At 59.7% G+C, this 15,932-nt stretch carries 9 protein-coding genes and 1 pseudogene; 6 read left to right on the forward strand and 4 right to left on the reverse strand.

Annotated elements, in window-relative coordinates; genetic code table 11:
• Position 1: 1 nt before the first annotated feature.
• The gene (locus RAE19_RS10595) at positions 2 to 1,504 is read left to right on the forward strand and encodes a DUF1501 domain-containing protein (protein WP_313874853.1); all 1,503 of its coding nucleotides are present in this window, start codon (positions 2 to 4) and stop codon (positions 1,502 to 1,504) included.
• A gap of 64 nt (positions 1,505 to 1,568) precedes the next feature.
• Here the strand turns inward: RAE19_RS10595 and RAE19_RS10600 are convergent, their stop codons facing one another.
• Positions 1,569 to 1,943 carry a DUF779 domain-containing protein gene (locus RAE19_RS10600; RefSeq protein ID WP_313874854.1) on the reverse strand — a complete coding sequence of 125 codons (375 nt, stop codon included), beginning with the start codon at positions 1,941 to 1,943 and terminating at the stop codon, positions 1,569 to 1,571.
• Between the two features lie 181 nt (positions 1,944 to 2,124).
• Positions 2,125 to 3,648, reverse strand: coding sequence for an acetaldehyde dehydrogenase ExaC (gene exaC, locus RAE19_RS10605; RefSeq protein WP_313874855.1), 1,524 nt, complete (start codon positions 3,646 to 3,648; stop codon positions 2,125 to 2,127).
• A 304-nt stretch (positions 3,649 to 3,952) separates the two neighbouring features.
• On the opposite strand from exaC, the gene RAE19_RS10610 reads away from it, so the two are divergent.
• Positions 3,953 to 5,938 carry a sigma-54-dependent Fis family transcriptional regulator gene (locus RAE19_RS10610; RefSeq protein ID WP_313874856.1) on the forward strand — a complete coding sequence of 662 codons (1,986 nt, stop codon included), beginning with the start codon at positions 3,953 to 3,955 and terminating at the stop codon, positions 5,936 to 5,938.
• A gap of 98 nt (positions 5,939 to 6,036) precedes the next feature.
• Here RAE19_RS10610 and uvrA read toward each other — a convergent pair whose 3' ends face one another.
• Positions 6,037 to 9,033: an excinuclease ABC subunit UvrA gene (gene uvrA, locus RAE19_RS10615; protein WP_313874857.1), complete on the reverse strand. Its 2,997-nt coding sequence runs from the start codon at positions 9,031 to 9,033 to the stop codon at positions 6,037 to 6,039.
• A gap of 131 nt (positions 9,034 to 9,164) precedes the next feature.
• Here uvrA and RAE19_RS10620 point away from each other — a divergent pair, with 131 nt between their 5' ends.
• Together RAE19_RS10620 and ssb are read left to right on the forward strand one after the other, a co-directional pair.
• Entirely contained in the window at positions 9,165 to 10,352 is a 1,188-nt protein-coding gene (locus tag RAE19_RS10620; RefSeq protein ID WP_313876222.1) for an MFS transporter, read from the forward strand.
• Positions 10,353 to 10,376: 24 nt separating this feature from the next.
• Positions 10,377 to 10,876: pseudogene (gene ssb / locus RAE19_RS10625) on the forward strand (single-stranded DNA-binding protein).
• Between the two features lie 102 nt (positions 10,877 to 10,978).
• On the opposite strand, the gene RAE19_RS10630 reads toward ssb, so the two are convergent.
• A complete protein-coding gene (locus tag RAE19_RS10630; RefSeq protein WP_313874858.1) occupies positions 10,979 to 12,820 on the reverse strand; it encodes a TolC family outer membrane protein in 1,842 nt (613 codons plus the stop codon).
• Positions 12,821 to 13,083: 263 nt separating this feature from the next.
• Here RAE19_RS10630 and RAE19_RS10635 point away from each other — a divergent pair, with 263 nt between their 5' ends.
• On the forward strand, positions 13,084 to 13,695 hold the full coding sequence (locus RAE19_RS10635; RefSeq protein ID WP_313874859.1) for a transglutaminase-like cysteine peptidase: 612 nt from the start codon (positions 13,084 to 13,086) through the stop codon (positions 13,693 to 13,695).
• A 23-nt stretch (positions 13,696 to 13,718) separates the two neighbouring features.
• Positions 13,719 to 15,644, forward strand: a complete 1,926-nt coding sequence (locus RAE19_RS10640) for a bifunctional diguanylate cyclase/phosphodiesterase (protein WP_313874860.1) — start codon at positions 13,719 to 13,721, stop codon at positions 15,642 to 15,644.
• Positions 15,645 to 15,932 lie beyond the last annotated feature (288 nt).

The raw sequence follows: 15,932 nt of genomic DNA on the forward strand, positions 1-15,932 counted from the left end.
GATGACAAGCTCAACCCCTCCTGATCTGCAGCGCCGTGCGTTTTTGCGCCGCTCCGGCCAACTCGCCCTGACCGGTACTGCTCTGCCCTTTGCGATGAACCTAGCCGCCTTGGGTGAGGCAGCAGCATTCAATGCCCCCTCAGGGGACTACAAGGCGCTGGTGTGCGTGTTTTTGTATGGTGGCAATGACTACGCCAACACCTTGATCCCTTACGACGACACCCACTACAACCTCTACAGCGCGATTCGTGGTGGCGGCAGTGGCCAGACGGCCGGTGGTATCGCACTCGCCAAGTCGGCCTTGACGTCAACACTGTTGAACCCAATTGCTGCCCCGGTCGATAGCCAAGGCCAAACCGGGCGGCAGTTTGCCCTGAACCCCACCATGACCGGACTTGCCGGTCTGTTCAATACCGGCAAGATGGCGGTGCAGCTCAATGTTGGGCCGCTGGTGAAGCCGCTGACGCGCGCTCAGTACAACAGCAATGACAAGGTCAGCTTTCCGCGGCCCCCGCAGTTGTTTTCGCATAACGACCAGCAAAGCATCTGGCAATCGTCCTCGCCCGAGGGGTCGACGGTGGGCTGGGGCGGCAACCTAGGCGATCTGACGTTGGAGAACAGCTTGAACAGCAAATTAGTGTTCACCGGGATTTCGGTCTCAGGGAACGCGGTGTTTTTGTCCGGCGATACAGCGCTCCAGTACCAAGTCAGCACGAGTGGAGCGATCAAGATCAGGCCAGCGACAAATACCTGGGTTTATGGAAACCCGTCCGTCGCAGCAGCGATCACCAGTCTGATGCGGGAAAACCGGGTCCACAAACTGGAGAACGAATACAACGCCGTCACCAAGCGCGCTTTGGATGCCGAGTCTGCAGTCACCACCGCCTTGTCAGAGACCGTGCCCTCCACCGTGTTCCCTACGGATTCGCTGGGCAACCAGCTCAAGATGGTGGCGCGCTTGATCAAAGGGCGGGTCGCCTTGGGCGTGCGTCGGCAGGTGTTTTTTGTGTCGATCGGCGGATTTGATTTGCACGACAACCTGATCCGTGACCATGGCACTTTGTTGGGCCGGGTCAGTGCCGCCATGACCGCGTTTTACAACGCGACCGTGGAAATGGGCGTGGAGAACCAAGTCACCTCGTTCACCGCCTCTGACTTTGGCCGCACTTTGTCGTCTAACGGTGATGGCTCTGACCACGGGTGGGGTAGCCACCACTTTGTCGTGGGCGGTGCCGTGGATGGCCAGCGCTATTTTGGTGAAGCCCCGCCTATCAATGTGACCGATGGCACCGGCTGGCCCCGGGTATACACCGCGGCGGAGCAATGGCATGTCGGGCAAGGCCGCTTGTTACCCCGCACCTCGGTCGATCAGTACGCTGCCACGCTGGCCAAATGGTTCGGTGTGACCGACACCGAAATGCCCCAAGTGCTGGGCAATATCAACAACTTCGGGACGCCCGCCGGCCGGGCAGACTACCCGTGGGATCTGGGTTTTATGACGTGATGCTATGAAATCAGGAGCTGTTGGCGCATGTTTTACGTGCGCTGCAGCCTGATTTCATGTATTTTTAGTGCTGAGGTTTTTCAATGCCCAGCTCGGCGAGTTCTGCATCCGTGAACACCCGGGAGCGGGTGTGAAACGCTTTGCCCTCCGGCCCTTCGAGTGAGAAGGTGCCGCCGTGGCCTTCGATCACGTCGATGATGAGCTGGGTGTGTTTCCAGTACTCGTATTGCCCGATGCCGATGTAGAAGGGGCTGCCGCCAATGTCGCCCAAATACACATCGCCTGCACCCATGGTGATTTCGCCGGGCAGGTAGCAGTTGGCTGCGCTGTTGTCGCAGCAACCGCCACTTTGGTGGAACATCAAATCGGGGCCATGCTTGGTTTTGAGGAAGGCCACCAGCTCCAGGGCAGCGGGGGTGGCTACTACTTTGTCGACCATGGTTTTGTCTCCTGTTCGCAATATCACTTGAATCTACGTTCTAGATGCTCGCAGCCAAACGGCTTTTGTTGGTTCTCGCAACGCAATAACCCAACGGGGCGTCCACCTCATGCTGGAGTACCAGAAATCGGTGGCAGCCCCGTCGGGTTACCGCGTTGGGTGTCAGTTGACGTGATTCGCTTTAAAAGAAGCCCAACTTGTTCTCAGAGTACGACACCAACAAGTTCTTGGTCTGCTGGTAGTGGTCCAGCATCATCTTGTGGGTTTCGCGGCCGATGCCTGATTCCTTGTAGCCACCGAATGCAGCGTGTGCAGGGTAGGCGTGGTAGCAGTTGGTCCACACGCGGCCCGCTTTGATGGCGCGGCCCATGCGGTAGGCCACGTTGCCGTTGCGGCTCCACACGCCGGCGCCCAAACCGTAGAGGGTGTCGTTGGCAATCGCCAAGGCTTCAGCTTCGTCCTTGAAAGTGGTCACAGCCAGCACGGGGCCGAAGATTTCTTCCTGGAAGATGCGCATCTTGTTGTGGCCCTTGAACAGGGTGGGCTGCACGTAGTAGCCGCCTTCCAAGTCGCCACCGAGGTGGGCTTGGCCGCCACCGATGAGCACTTCAGCACCCTCTTGCTTGCCCAGGTCCAAGTAGCTCAGGATCTTGGTCAGCTGCTCTTTGGAGGCTTGCGCGCCCATCATGCTATCGGTATCCAGCGGGTTGGCGTGCTTGATGGCCGCCACGCGCTTCAACACGCGCTCCATGAACTTGTCGTAAATGCTTTCTTGGATCAGTGCGCGGCTTGGGCAGGTGCAGACTTCACCTTGGTTGAAGGCAAACAGCACCAAGCCTTCGATGGCTTTGTCCAAGAAAGCGTCGTCCTTGTCCATGATGTCGGCAAAGAACACGTTGGGGCTCTTGCCGCCCAGTTCCAGCGTGGCGGGAATCAGGTTGTTGGCAGCGGCTTGTGCAATCACGCGGCCGGTGGTGGTGGAGCCGGTGAACGCGATCTTGGCGATGCGCTTGCTGGTGGCCAGAGGCATGCCGGCTTCACGGCCGTAGCCGTTCACGATGTTGAGCACACCGGGTGGCAGCAGGTCGGCGATCAGCTCCGCCAAGATCAAGATGGAGATGGGGGTGCTTTCTGCGGGCTTGAGCACCACGCAGTTGCCGGCGCCCAAGGCAGGGGCCAGCTTCCAGGCTGCCATCAGGATAGGGAAGTTCCAGGGAATGATCTGGCCGACCACGCCCAGGGGTTCCTGGATGTGATACGCCACGGTGTTCTCGTCGATGTTGGACAAGGCGCCTTCTTGCGCACGCACGCAGCCCGCAAAGTAGCGGAAGTGGTCCACCGTCAAGGGGATGTCGGCGTTCAGCGTTTCGCGGATGGCTTTGCCGTTGTCCACGGTTTCGGCATAGGCCAGCAGTTCCAGGTTTTGCTCGATGCGGTCAGCAATCTTGAGCAAGATGTTGCTGCGGGTGGCCGCATCGGTCTTGCCCCAGGCGTCGCTGGCGGCGTGGGCAGCGTCGAGTGCCAGTTCAATGTCTTCTGCGGTGGAGCGTGCAGCTTGGGTGTAAACCTTGCCGCTGACCGGGGTGATGACGTCAAAGTACTGGCCCTTGACCGGTGGCACAAACTTGCCGCCAATGAAGTTGTTGTACTGGGATTTGTACGAGATCTTGGCGCCTGCTGCGCCGGGTGCTGCGTAAATAGCCATGGTTGTCGTCCTCTTGTGCTTGGTTTGATTTCCTGCGGAGTGGCTTCCGGCAGGTGCTCTTCTGACTCAAGAGGCGTGCCACCTGCAGGTGCGCATGACCAGCGTTGATTTCATTGGGTTTTTTCTGTCTGCAGGTTCGTCCGCCAGTGTCCGCTAACCTGTGCTGTCACGCTTTGCCACAGTGACAGGTGTCACAAAATGGAACAGTCGGACAGTTTTGAGGGTCTGTGCCATTGCTCCCTGCGCACACAACCCCCATACTGAAACGCAGAGCGGGGCGACATGACTCCGCGCAGGAGACAACGTGCGATCACCTTCCCCTTTGCTGGCCTTACGTCAGGCCCGACAGCAGCTTTTGGAAACCGGGCAGTGCCCGGCCGGTATCGTGGATGAGCGGCTGGCGCGCTCGTGGCACCGCAGCATGGCGGCCGGTTTGGCGCCCACTGCCCGGGTCTCGCCCGAACATGCCAGCACCCACCATTTGCGCCATGTGCTGGCGAGTAACCATGCGCTGTTGGCCCACTCGCGCCCGGTCATGGAATATGTTTTTGACCAGGTGCGCCAAAGCCAGAGCGTGGTGGTGCTGGCCGATTCCGCCGGCATGTTGATGCACACCCTGGGCGACCCGCATTTTGTAGACAAGGCCGAACGGGTGGCACTGACCAGCGGTGCATCTTGGAACGAAAGCCACCGGGGTACCAACGCCATCGGTACCGCGCTGGCGGAGCGCGGTGCGGTAGAGATCCATGGCTCGGAGCATTTCCTGGAGCGCAATGGTTTCTTGACTTGCGCGGCCTCGCCGATTTTGTCGGCGACTGGCGAGTTGAGCGGCATTCTGGATATCTCCGGCGACCACCGCAATGGCCACGCCCACACCTTGGGGTTGGTCAGCACCGCCGCCCGCATGATTGAAAACCGCCTCATGGTGGCCACCTGTAAGCGCAATATCCGGCTGCATTTGCACGCGCACCCGGAGGGCATCGGCAGTGTGGCCGAAGGCATCATCGCTCTCTCCGACGACGGCTGGATTGTGGGCGCCAACCGCGTGGGCCTGGCGCTGCTGCGGCTCAACACCGGCGACATCGGTGCCACCTTGCTGGAGCGTGTGCTGGATGTGCGGCTGGACGACCTGCTCTCCCGCCACAAGCGCCGGCCTCTGCAAGCCCAGCAACTGCGACTGCACAACGGCGCCATCGTGTTCGCGCAGATTCAGGTCGATCCTGCGGTGCTACCCGCTATCAGCCACGCCGCACCAGCGGCTGCCGCCACGCCTGCATCCAAGCCTGGCGTCGACGCTCTGAGCGCACTGGACACGGGCGATGCCCGCTGGCGCAGCGCCGCCGACAAGGCGCGCCGCATCGTGGCCAAGCCGATCCCGTTGCTGGTGCAGGGCGAGTCCGGCGTGGGCAAAGAGATGTTTGCCCGCGCCCTGCACGCCAGTGGCCCGCGCCGTGACGGTCCCTTTGTGGCCATTAACTGCGGCGCCATCCCTGAGAGCTTGATCGAGTCCGAGCTGTTTGGTTATGTGGCGGGCGCGTTCACCGGTGCGCGCAAAGAGGGCAGCCCCGGCCGCTTGCGCGAGGCCCACGGCGGCACCTTGTTTCTGGACGAAATCGGCGATATGCCACTGACCATGCAAACCCGTTTGCTGCGCGTGCTGCAAGAGCGCACCGTGACCCCGGTGGGCGCAGGCAAAGCCGTGGCGGTGGACTTTGCGCTGGTGTGCGCCACCCATTGCAAGCTGGCTGAAGCGGCGGCCAATGGCAAGTTCCGCCACGACCTGTACTACCGCATCAACGGCCTGACGGTTACCTTGCCTGCCCTGCGCGATCGCAGTGACTTCGCAGCCCTCACCGAGCGGCTGTTGAGTGACCTGAGCCCCGCTCTGGGAGTGCAGGTCGCCCCGGAGCTACTCAGCCGTCTGGCGGCCTATCCGTGGCCGGGCAACCTGCGGCAATACGCCAGCGTGCTGCGCACTGCCTGCGCGATGTTGCAAGACAGCGAAGACACCCTGGACTGGGCGCACATGCCCGACGACCTGCTGGAGGCGCTACAAGCCGTAGCGCCGGTGGCGGCGGCGAGCTCCCCGGGCCCGGCAGTGGTTGCAGGGGCTGCACCACTCGGGCTTCAGCCCGCGGCAGTACAGGTGCCCCAGAGCTTGCAAGCACTCTCGCAAGTGGCCATCCAGCAGACCTTGGAGGCCACGCGCGGCAATGTGTCGCTGGCCGCCCGCCAGCTGGGCATCAGCCGGCAGACGCTGTATCGCAAGCTGGCTGCTGCCAGCGTTTGATTTTTCACCCAATACTTGCTACTGAATTTGTAGCTACTTGCGCATGTTTTATAAGGGCTAGAGCCTTTTTCTGTTAAAAAAGGCGCCTGCATTCTCTTTCAGAGCAGCGCCTTCAAATAGCGCCCCGTGTGGCTGGCCGGGTTGGCGGCAATGTCTTCCGGCGTGCCCACACCGACCACGGTGCCACCACCTGCGCCGCCTTCGGGGCCAATGTCGATCAGCCAGTCAGCGGTTTTGATGACATCGAGGTTGTGTTCAATGATGACGATGGTGTTGCCCGCATCGCGCAACTGGTGCAGCACTTTGAGCAACAGCGCAATGTCGGCAAAGTGCAGGCCGGTGGTGGGCTCGTCCAAGATATAGAGCGTGCGGCCGGTGTCTTTTTTGGACAGCTCCAAGGCCAGCTTCACACGCTGTGCCTCGCCACCGGACAGCGTAGTGGCCGCTTGCCCGAGGCGGATGTAGGACAGGCCCACATCCAGCAGCGTTTGCAGTTTGCGGGCGATGGTGGGCACCGCGTGCAAAAACTCGTAGGCAGCTTCCACCGTCATATCCAGAATCTGGGCGATGTTCTTGCCTTTGTAGAGCACTTCCAGCGTTTCGCGGTTATAGCGCTGGCCGGCGCATACGTCGCAGGGCACATACACATCAGGCAAAAAGTGCATCTCCACCTTCACCATGCCGTCGCCCTGGCAAGCCTCGCAGCGGCCACCGGCCACGTTGAAGCTGAAGCGGCCCGGGCCGTAGCCCCGTTCGCGCGCCGTGGGCACCTCCGCCATCAGCTCGCGAATGGGCGTGAACAGGCCGGTGTAGGTGGCCGGGTTGCTGCGCGGCGTGCGGCCAATGGGCGACTGGTCGACGTTGATGACCTTGTCGAAGTACTGAATGCCATCGATGCTCTCGTGGGCCGCTGGCTCGTCGTGTGCACGATAAAGCTGGCGCGCCACCGCGGCGTACAAGGTGTCGTTCACCAGCGTGGATTTGCCTGAGCCGGACACGCCGGTCACGCAGGTCAGCAAGCCGACCGGGAAGTCCACACTCACGTGTTTGAGGTTGTGCCCCGTGGCCCCGGTGATGTGGATGGCTTGCAGTTCGCCTTGGGTGGCAATGTGCTGCGCTTGCCGCTCCGCCCAGGCCAATGCTGCCTTGCTGGGGGCGCTTTCGCCGGCACCTTTGGCAACCGGCTTGGCCTCTTCCACTACCGGTAGCCAAGGGGTGCGGCGCTTAGGCACTTCAATTTGCAGGGTCTTGGCCAGGTACTGGCCGGTGAGCGACGCTGGGGTGGCCTTGACCTCGTCAAACGTGCCCTGGGCAATCACCCGCCCGCCGTGCACGCCCGCGCCCAGGCCCATGTCGATCACATGGTCGGCCGCGCGCATCATGTCCTCGTCATGCTCGACCACCAGCACGCTGTTGCCGATGTCGCGCAGGTGCTGCAGGGTGCCGATCAGGCGGTCGTTGTCGCGTTGGTGCAGGCCGATGCTGGGCTCATCAAGCACATACATCACGCCGGTCAGGCCTGAGCCGATCTGACTCGCCAAGCGGATGCGCTGGCTCTCCCCGCCAGACAGGGTTTCGGCACTGCGGTCCAGGCTCAGGTAGTTCAGGCCCACGTCGTTCAGGAACTTCAGGCGCAGGCCGATTTCGCGGATCACCTTGGCTGCAATTTCGCCGCGTGCGCCTGGCATCTGCAGGCTGTTGAAGTACTCAAAGCTTTCGCGCAGCGTGACGTGGCTGATCTCGTAGATCGCGCGCGCCTCGGTGCCTTCGCCAATCTTCACATGGCGGGCTTCTTTGCGTAGGCGGGAGCCGCCGCAGTCCGGGCAGGGCTGGGTGCTGCGCAAGCGGCCCAGGTCTTCCCGGACGACGGCAGAGTCGGTCTCCCGGTAGCGGCGCTGCATGTTGGGGATGATGCCCTCGAAGGGGTGCTTTTTCGTGACCTTCTTGCCCTGCGAAGCGCCGGAATCCATGATGTAGCTGAACTTGATCTCGTCAGCGCCGGAGCCCTGCAGGATGGCGTGCTGCACCGTGTGCGGCAGGCTTTCAAACGAGGCGTCAATGTCGAACCCGTAGTGCTTGGCCAGGCTCTCCAGCATGCTGAAGTAGTAGCCGTTGCGCCGGTCCCAGCCTTTGATGGCGCCACTGGCCAGGCTCAAAGTGGGGAAGGCCACCACGCGGGCCGGATCAAAAAACTCATGTTGGCCCAAACCGTCACAGGTCGTGCAGGCACCGACCGGTGAGTTGAACGAAAACAGCCGCGGCTCCAGCTCCGCAATCGAATAGTTGCACACCGGGCATGCGAACTTGGCGTTGAACAGGTGCTCCACGCCCGTGTCCATTTCGAGCGCAATCGCGCGGCCGCTGGCAATGCGCAGGGCGGCCTCAAAGCTCTCGGCCAGCCGTTGCTTGAGGTCCTGCCGCACCTTGATGCGGTCGACCACTACGTCAATGTCGTGTTTCTCGGTTTTTTTGAGTTCAGGCAGGTCTTCCGCTTCATAGGGCTTGCCATTGAGCCGGAATCGCACATAGCCCTGTGCTTGCATCTGGGCAAACAGGTCCTGGAATTCCCCTTTCTTCTCCCGCGCCACGGGCGCCAGAATCATCAGCTTGGTGTCTTCGGGTAGCGCTAGCACGGCGTCCACCATCTGGCTGACGGTCTGACTTTGCAGGGGCAGGTCGTGGTCAGGGCAGTAAGGGGTGCCGGCGCGTGCGAACAGCAGGCGCAGGTAGTCGTGAATTTCGGTGACCGTGCCCACGGTGGAGCGCGGGTTGTGGCTGGTGGCTTTTTGCTCGATGCTGATGGCGGGCGAGAGCCCTTCGATCATGTCTACATCGGGCTTGTCCATCAGTTGCAGGAACTGGCGTGCGTAGGTCGAGAGGCTCTCCACATAGCGGCGCTGGCCCTCCGCATAGAGGGTGTCAAACGCGAGGCTGGACTTGCCCGAGCCCGACAGGCCGGTGATGACCACCAACTGGTTTCGCGGAATATCGATGTCGATATTCTTCAGGTTGTGGGTGCGCGCACCCCGCACACTGATGTTTTGCTGCTGCAAAGCGCGGGCGAGATATTTACCGTCGTCAGAAGAGGAGTTCAAGAGAGTGGCCGCCGGAAGAGTAACCCGCCATGATAGACAATGTCGGGCTGTGGCGTCACCCTCCGGTTTCTGCCACCCTTTAACGCTTGAGAGTGACCGATTTGTCCGTCCCCACTGATTCCGATACCACCATGACCCCGCTGGAGCGGCGCTCCAGTGCATCGCTGGCACTGATTTTTGCGTTGCGGATGCTGGGGCTTTTTCTGGTGCTTCCGGTATTCGCGTTGGAAGCCCGCAAATACCCCGGTGGGGACGATGCGGCGCTGGTGGGGATTGCGATGGGCGTCTATGGCCTGACGCAGGGCTTGTTGCAGATTCCCTTCGGCATGGCTTCCGACCGGTTCGGGCGCAAGCCGGTGATGGTGGTTGGATTGCTGGTGTTTGCGCTCGGTAGTGCTGTGGCCGCGTGGGCGCCTACCCTGGAGTGGCTGGTAGCCGGCCGAGCAGTTCAAGGCGCAGGGGCTATCTCCGCAGCGGTGACTGCCTTGTTGGCAGACCAGACCCGGGACATCGTGCGTACCAAAGCCATGGCTTTGGTGGGGGCGAGTATCGCGTTGATGTTTGCCGTGTCTCTGGTGCTGTCTCCCTTGCTCGCGGCCCATATCGGCTTGCACGGCTTGTTTGCCCTGACCTCCGCGTTGGCGCTGGGCGGAGTCGCGGTGGTGATCTGGTGGGTTCCGCCAGCGCCACTGCAGCAGGTTGACCAAGCCAGAAGCGGTGTGCTCGCCGTGCTGCGCCACCCGGCTTTGCTGAGATTGGATTTTGGTGTTTTTGTGCTCCATGCGGTGCAACTGGCCATGTGGGTGGCGTTGCCCGCCATGTTGGTGCAAGCGGGATTGGCGCGCGATCAACATTGGCAGGTGTACCTGCCGGCGGTATTGGCCTCGTTCTTCGTCATGGGGTCCACCCTCTTTCCGCTCGAGAAAAAAGGCTATCTGCGTGCGGTGTTTTTGTCCGCCATTGGGCTGATTGCGGTGGTGCAAGTGGCGCTGTGGCTGCTCACCCAGGCCGGGCCCAGTATCTGGACTATGGGTCTGGTGTTGTTTGTGTTTTTTTGTGGCTTCAATGTGCTGGAGGCCAGTCAGCCCAGCCTAGCCTCGAAGGCGGCGCCAGCCTCGGCCCGTGGTGCGGCACTGGGGGTTTACAACACCTTGCAGTCCCTGGGTTTCTTTGCTGGGGGCGCTTTGGGCGGTTGGTTGGTCAAGTCTGCCGGAGCTCAGGCCTTGTTTGTGGCCAGTGGTGGCGCCATGGTGGCATGGTTGCTCGTCGCGTGGCGAATGGAGGCGCCTGCCGCTAAACCTGCGGCAAAGGCGGGATAATCTGCGACTAATCTGGAGAAAACCATGGCATCCGTCAATAAAGTCATTCTGGTCGGCAATTGCGGCCGCGATCCTGAAATCCGCTACTTGCCCTCCGGTCAGGCGGTGGCGAACGTCAGTGTGGCCACCAGTAGCCGTCGCAAAGACCGCAATACGGGCGAAACCGTAGAAGATACCCAGTGGCACCGTGTGACGTTTTACGACCGCTTGGCAGAGATCGCCGGTGAGTACGTTAAAAAAGGCCGCCCTATCTACGTCGAAGGGCGTTTGAAATACGGCAAATACACCGATCAGTCCGGTATTGAAAAGAATACGGTCGATATCGTGGCTACCGAGCTGCAATTGCTGGGTGGTCGTGAAGGCATGGGCGGCCCTTCGGATGCGGGCGATGAGGGGGGGCGCCACCACCCCGCCGCATGGCACCGCCCCCGCGCGCTGCTGCTCCGGCCCCTGCGCCTCGCCAGGCGCCGGCCCCTCGCCCGGCCAGCGGCTTTGACGACATGGACGACGACATTCCGTTCTAAGACTCGGGCACCAGAGTTTGGCTTGCAACAGCGGCTCTGCCGCTTGGTAAAGCCCATAAAAAAAGCGACCCGAGGGTCGCTTTTTTCGTGGAGGCCTGCCGCTTAGAAGGTGCGGCCTTTGGTCACGGTTTCTTTCAAGATTTTCCAGGCGCCGTTCACGTATTCCATCGAGAGTGTTTTCTCGACGGTATCGCGGTAATCATCGGACCCGTATTCCTGGGTGAAAGAGACTTCGGTTGTCTTGCCATCGCAGCGCGCGGGGGTGATATTTTTCAGCACGGTAGAGATTCCACCTTGCTTGCCCACCCGCTTCTTACGCAAGCTTTCCCACTGCGAACGGCTCAGGCCTTGTGCAGGTACAAAGCTGTCGGAGTACGCGCTGAAATAGCCATTGATGTCTTTGCTATTCCACGATGCGATCCATTTTTCAACGGAAGGCGCCACCGCATCACACAAAGCCTTGTTAGGCGCAACAGGAACCACAGGCACAGGCAGGGGAGCCGGTGCGGGTACTACCGCAGCTTCTGGCGTTGCCAAGGTGGGCTTGGGTAAGGTGCTCTTGTCTAGAACGATGTCGGGGCCCAAGTCACTGGCGCACAGCATCGCGTCATCGTTGGCATCGGTGCCACCGTTTTCGATAGGTGCACTTACTTCCAAGGGGCGGAGTTTGAGTGCACTCAGTAAAGTGCCGTTCACACCCAGAACGCGCGCTTTGGCGAGCGACAGGTCGTATTCGGCATTGACGAGCGCACGGCGTGCTTGGAAATACTCGTTTTCGGTGTCCAGCAAATCGAGCAAGGAGCGTTGGCCGATATCAAATTGCTGGCGGTAGGCTTCACGCGCCTTGGACGTGGAGAGTTCGTGCTGGCTCAGGAAGCCGATTTGGGACTCGAGCTTTGCCACATCATTCAGAGCGATTCGGGCAGTTTGGCGCACATCCCGGCAGACTTTATCGCGGAGATCGTAAGTGGCGTTGAGCTTGTCTACATATTGGCGAATGCGCGCTTGGTCAGAGCCGCCGCGGTACAAGTTGTAGTTCAGCACCAGCTGAACCGCAGAGTCGCGGTAGTCGCCGGTCACTGCGGAGCGGTTTGTCTCAAAACTCTGCGACGCGCGGAACTCCAAGGTTGGGTAGTTTGCAGCCTTGCGCAATTCAGCATCGGCACGGAATGCCCGAATGTTGGATACCGCACCCAGAAACTCGGGGTTACCGCGCACAGCGTTACCCACATAGTTCTCGCGCGCTGGAAGCGACGGTGTCAAGTTAGGGATGGGGCTGAGGTTCGCGGCGGGTTGTTCACCAACCAAACGCTGGTAGCGCGAAGAAACATCATGCAGGTTGGATGCCTCGGTCAGCCAGTTGGACTCGGCCAGGGCCAAGCGCCCGGAGGCTTGCTCCAAGTCCACCCGACGACCGACACCCGCCTTAACCCGCGTTTCCAGGCGGGTGTACACATCGAAGTGGTTCGCGTAATTTTCTTTGGCGAGCTCGACCAGTTCACGGAAGCGCTGCACATCCAAGTAGGCGCGTGCTGCTTCTAGGCCAATGTTGTCGCTGCTAGCCAAGAGGTCGTAGTAAGCCGCCATGCGGCTGTAGCCCAGGCGCCGCACATCGCTTGCGGTGGCAAAGCCGTCAAACAGGGTTTGCCGCAACTGCAAGCTAGCGGTCGAGTTGGAGTACGCGCGATCTCCAGACAAACCGGGGGAGAACGTGGATTTCTCACCCACGGTAGCCTCCAAGTCGATACGCGGCTTGAATCCGCCTTCCGCCACGGCGCGCTCGTTGGAGCTGGCCATCAGGTTCTTGTGCTTGAGTTTTACTTCCGGGTTTTCAAGGATTGCCTTCTCGACCGCAGTAGATAGCTGCGTCGCAGGCTGTGCATTGGAAAAACCGGTGAAGAAAATACTGGCGATTGCAAGAGCCAACGGAGTGCGATGTGTCATTTTTTTTCGGCTTTCTGGCCTAGGCATCAGGTGACTAGGGTGGTCGTAATCAAAAACAAGGTGTTGTTACAAATGCTAACGAAGTCTGGTCCTGCTTGCAATTTTAACCCTTTGGGCCAAAATGTGACCAGCCATTCTGTGATAAACGCCCGTTTTTTTATTTTTTCTTAATGCGCATCGTCTTTAACAAATTAACGGTTTCTTGTGCCGGCGGTCCGCTGCCTGCGCAACGGCTGTTACTTTGGGTGCTTTTGAGCGCTGCGATGCTGAGCATTCAGGTGGGGGCTGGCATTGATGCGGTGCAGGCTTCGTTTTTGCAACGTTGGGGTGCGGCTGCTCAACCCCGATTCGATGCATGGCGCAAATTGCTCCCCACGTTGAACGATCTGGGGGACACAGAGCGTCTGAAGCGCGTCAACAGTTTCGTGAATCAACAGGTGCAGTTCGGCGAAGACACGGCCGTGTGGGGGCAAACAGATTATTGGGCGACGCCTGTCGAAACGCTGGGGCGTGGTGCCGGAGATTGCGAAGATTTCGCGATTGCCAAGTACTTCTCACTCCTTCAGATCGGGGTGGCGCCCGATAAGCTTCGCTTTATCTACGTGCGCGCCAAGACGGGAACGTCGGATGCCACACAAGCGCACATGGTGTTGGCGTTTTATGCCTCGCCAGACGCAGAACCTTTGGTGATGGATAACTTGGTCGGTGAGATCAAGCCGGCTTCGCGTCGCCCGGATTTGGTGCCGGTGTTTAGTTTTAACAGTACGGGCGTTTTTACCGGGGCTGCGGGCGCGAGCCCTGCTGCGGGGGGCACCGGGCGTTTGTCGCGTTGGGAAGATTTGTTACGCCGGGCTAAGGCCGAAGGCTTTGAGTAATTTAGTAGGAAGAGGAAATACCCATGTCTATGTACCGACAACTGTGGCTGGCGATCATTGCCAGCATGTTGCTGGCCCTTGTTGGGGGCCTGTTGGCATCACTGCTATCGGCACGGGGCTATCTGGAGTCGCAACTGGCGATCAAGAATACTGACAATGCCACGGCGCTGGCGCTCGCGTTAAGCCAGAGTGATCCGGATCCTGTGAGTGTAGATTTGGTGTCTGCTTCGTTGTTTGATAGCGGTCACTACCAACTTGTGCGTGTGCTGGATCCGACGGGCAATGTGATTTCGGAGCGGATTGCTCCACAGGGAGAGTTCGATGCACCCGCATGGTTTGCGGCATTGCTTCCGATTCAATCAGCTCCGGGGCAGGCGCAGATATCCAATGGCTGGAAGCAGTTCGGCACGGTTACGCTGATCAGCCATAGCCGATTTGCGTATGGTGCTTTGTGGAAGAGTGCGTGTGACATGACACTGGCACTCGCTTTAGCGGGCTTGGTGGGCGGCTGGCTGGGGAGCTCGGTATTGGGGCGCTTGCGGCGACCCTTGGATACGGTGATCGAACAAGCGACGGCCATTACGCAGCGACGCTTCGTGACGGTGGAAGAGCCCAAGGTACCAGAGCTGAAGCAGCTGGCCAGCGCCATGAATGCAACGGTCGGGCGCCTAAAGTCGATGTTTGATGATGAAGCCCTTCGCCTTGAGCAAGTCAGGCAGGAGGCAAATTTTGATAACTTGACTGGATTGGCCAATCGCGCTTATTTCATGGCGCGATTGCGTCAAAGCATGGATTCGGAAGACTCCTCAGGTGGCTTGCTGTTAATGGTGCGTTTGGCGGATCTGGCAGGTATCAACCGGCGCTTGGGGCGTGCAGCAACGGACGACTTCCTGAAGTTGACTGGGAGTGTCCTCAAGCGGGTAGCCGAAGCCCATTCAGAGAGCGTGCCTGCCCGACTGAACGGTGCTGATTTTGCGCTTTTGGTGCCAGCCAACGTGGAAGGGCAAGAGCTCGCAAGCCGACTCATCCAGGTACTAATTAAAGAGGCTGCTCCCTTTGTGGAGGGTGGTAATACAGCAGCAGTGGGCTATGGACGGTTCAGCCAAGGCGAAAACATTGGTGAGCTTCTGGCTCGGATTGACAGTGCGCTGGCGACTGCCGAGGCCTCCCAGGCGAACAGTGTGCAAGAGGCTCGCGTATCTACAGATGATGATTTACCTCGCACCGCAGACCAGTGGGCCATCATGATCCGACGTGCTTTGGAGCATGGCTGGGTGCGCCTCATTTCTTTCCCTGTTATGACTATGTCTGGCGGTCTATCGCACCGCGAGTGCCCTTTGCGTTTGATGTTTGACGAGCGCGGAGAGTGGTTGCCGGCCGGGCGTTTTTTACCGATTGCAGAGCGACTGAAGTTGACCGCCGATTTGGACCTCAAGGCGGTGGAACTTGGGTTGCAAGATCTTGCGCGGACGCCTGCGCTGCCGGGCTTGGCCATTAATCTCTCCGCGAGCTCCCTGGATGACCGTTCTTTCATCCCGAAGCTGATTACTTTGGTTCGCCAAAGTGCGGGAGCCGCTGATCGACTTTGGCTTGAAGTGGCAGAGGAAGGTGCCTTCAAGCATTTGGAGGCATTCCGGGCGCTATGCCCGCAGCTGAAGTTGTACGGCTGCCACGTGGGTTTAGAGCACTTTGGTCACCGCTTCAGTCAAATCGGGCAGTTGCATGACTTAGGTCTCGACTATTTGAAGGTGGACTCCAGTTTCGTGCGGGGCGTTGATGCCAATGCGGGTAACGCAGCCTTCTTGAAAGGTCTTTGCGGTATTGCTCACAACATTGGACTCGTGGTCTTGGCTGAGGGGGGTTCGACCGATGCTGAGATCAGTGCTTTGAAGTCATTGGGTTTTGATGGCGTAACTGGGCCTGCAGTGAAGGATATTCCCTCTGCTTGATTGTCATCCGCAGTGGGGCAAGTCTCTTTAGGGCGCAGCACTTCTCTTGATTAAGAGAAGTGTGTTGCAGCAGCAGCCGAGAGACATTTGGAAGCATGCCGCGTATGCAGTCTCTGCGATCTCACCACTTTCCTGATGGCGCTTAATCCTAAGGGGCTTGCCTCCCTTTCCACAGGGCATGTGCTAGGAAAAGTGGCCAATTCTGTACGAACAAAGGATTAATAAGGCTTTTAGCGCACGGATCGGACGAACATATTGCCATCAGTGATCGTTGGCGAGCGATTACGC

Origin of the sequence: Rhodoferax potami, assembly GCF_032193805.1 — a bacterium.
Lineage (GTDB): Bacteria > Pseudomonadota > Gammaproteobacteria > Burkholderiales > Burkholderiaceae_C > Allorhodoferax > Allorhodoferax potami_A.

Coding starts and splice junctions, on each gene's coding strand:
- RAE19_RS10595 (WP_313874853.1), top strand. CDS start 2: ATGACAAGCTCAACCCCTCCTGATCTGCAGCGCCGTGCGTTTTTGCGC.
- RAE19_RS10600 (WP_313874854.1), bottom strand. CDS start 1,943: ATGGTCGACAAAGTAGTAGCCACCCCCGCTGCCCTGGAGCTGGTGGCC.
- exaC (WP_313874855.1), bottom strand. CDS start 3,648: ATGGCTATTTACGCAGCACCCGGCGCAGCAGGCGCCAAGATCTCGTAC.
- RAE19_RS10620 (WP_313876222.1), top strand. CDS start 9,165: ATGACCCCGCTGGAGCGGCGCTCCAGTGCATCGCTGGCACTGATTTTT.
- RAE19_RS10630 (WP_313874858.1), bottom strand. CDS start 12,820: ATGACACATCGCACTCCGTTGGCTCTTGCAATCGCCAGTATTTTCTTC.
- RAE19_RS10635 (WP_313874859.1), top strand. CDS start 13,084: ATGCTGAGCATTCAGGTGGGGGCTGGCATTGATGCGGTGCAGGCTTCG.
- RAE19_RS10640 (WP_313874860.1), top strand. CDS start 13,719: ATGTCTATGTACCGACAACTGTGGCTGGCGATCATTGCCAGCATGTTG.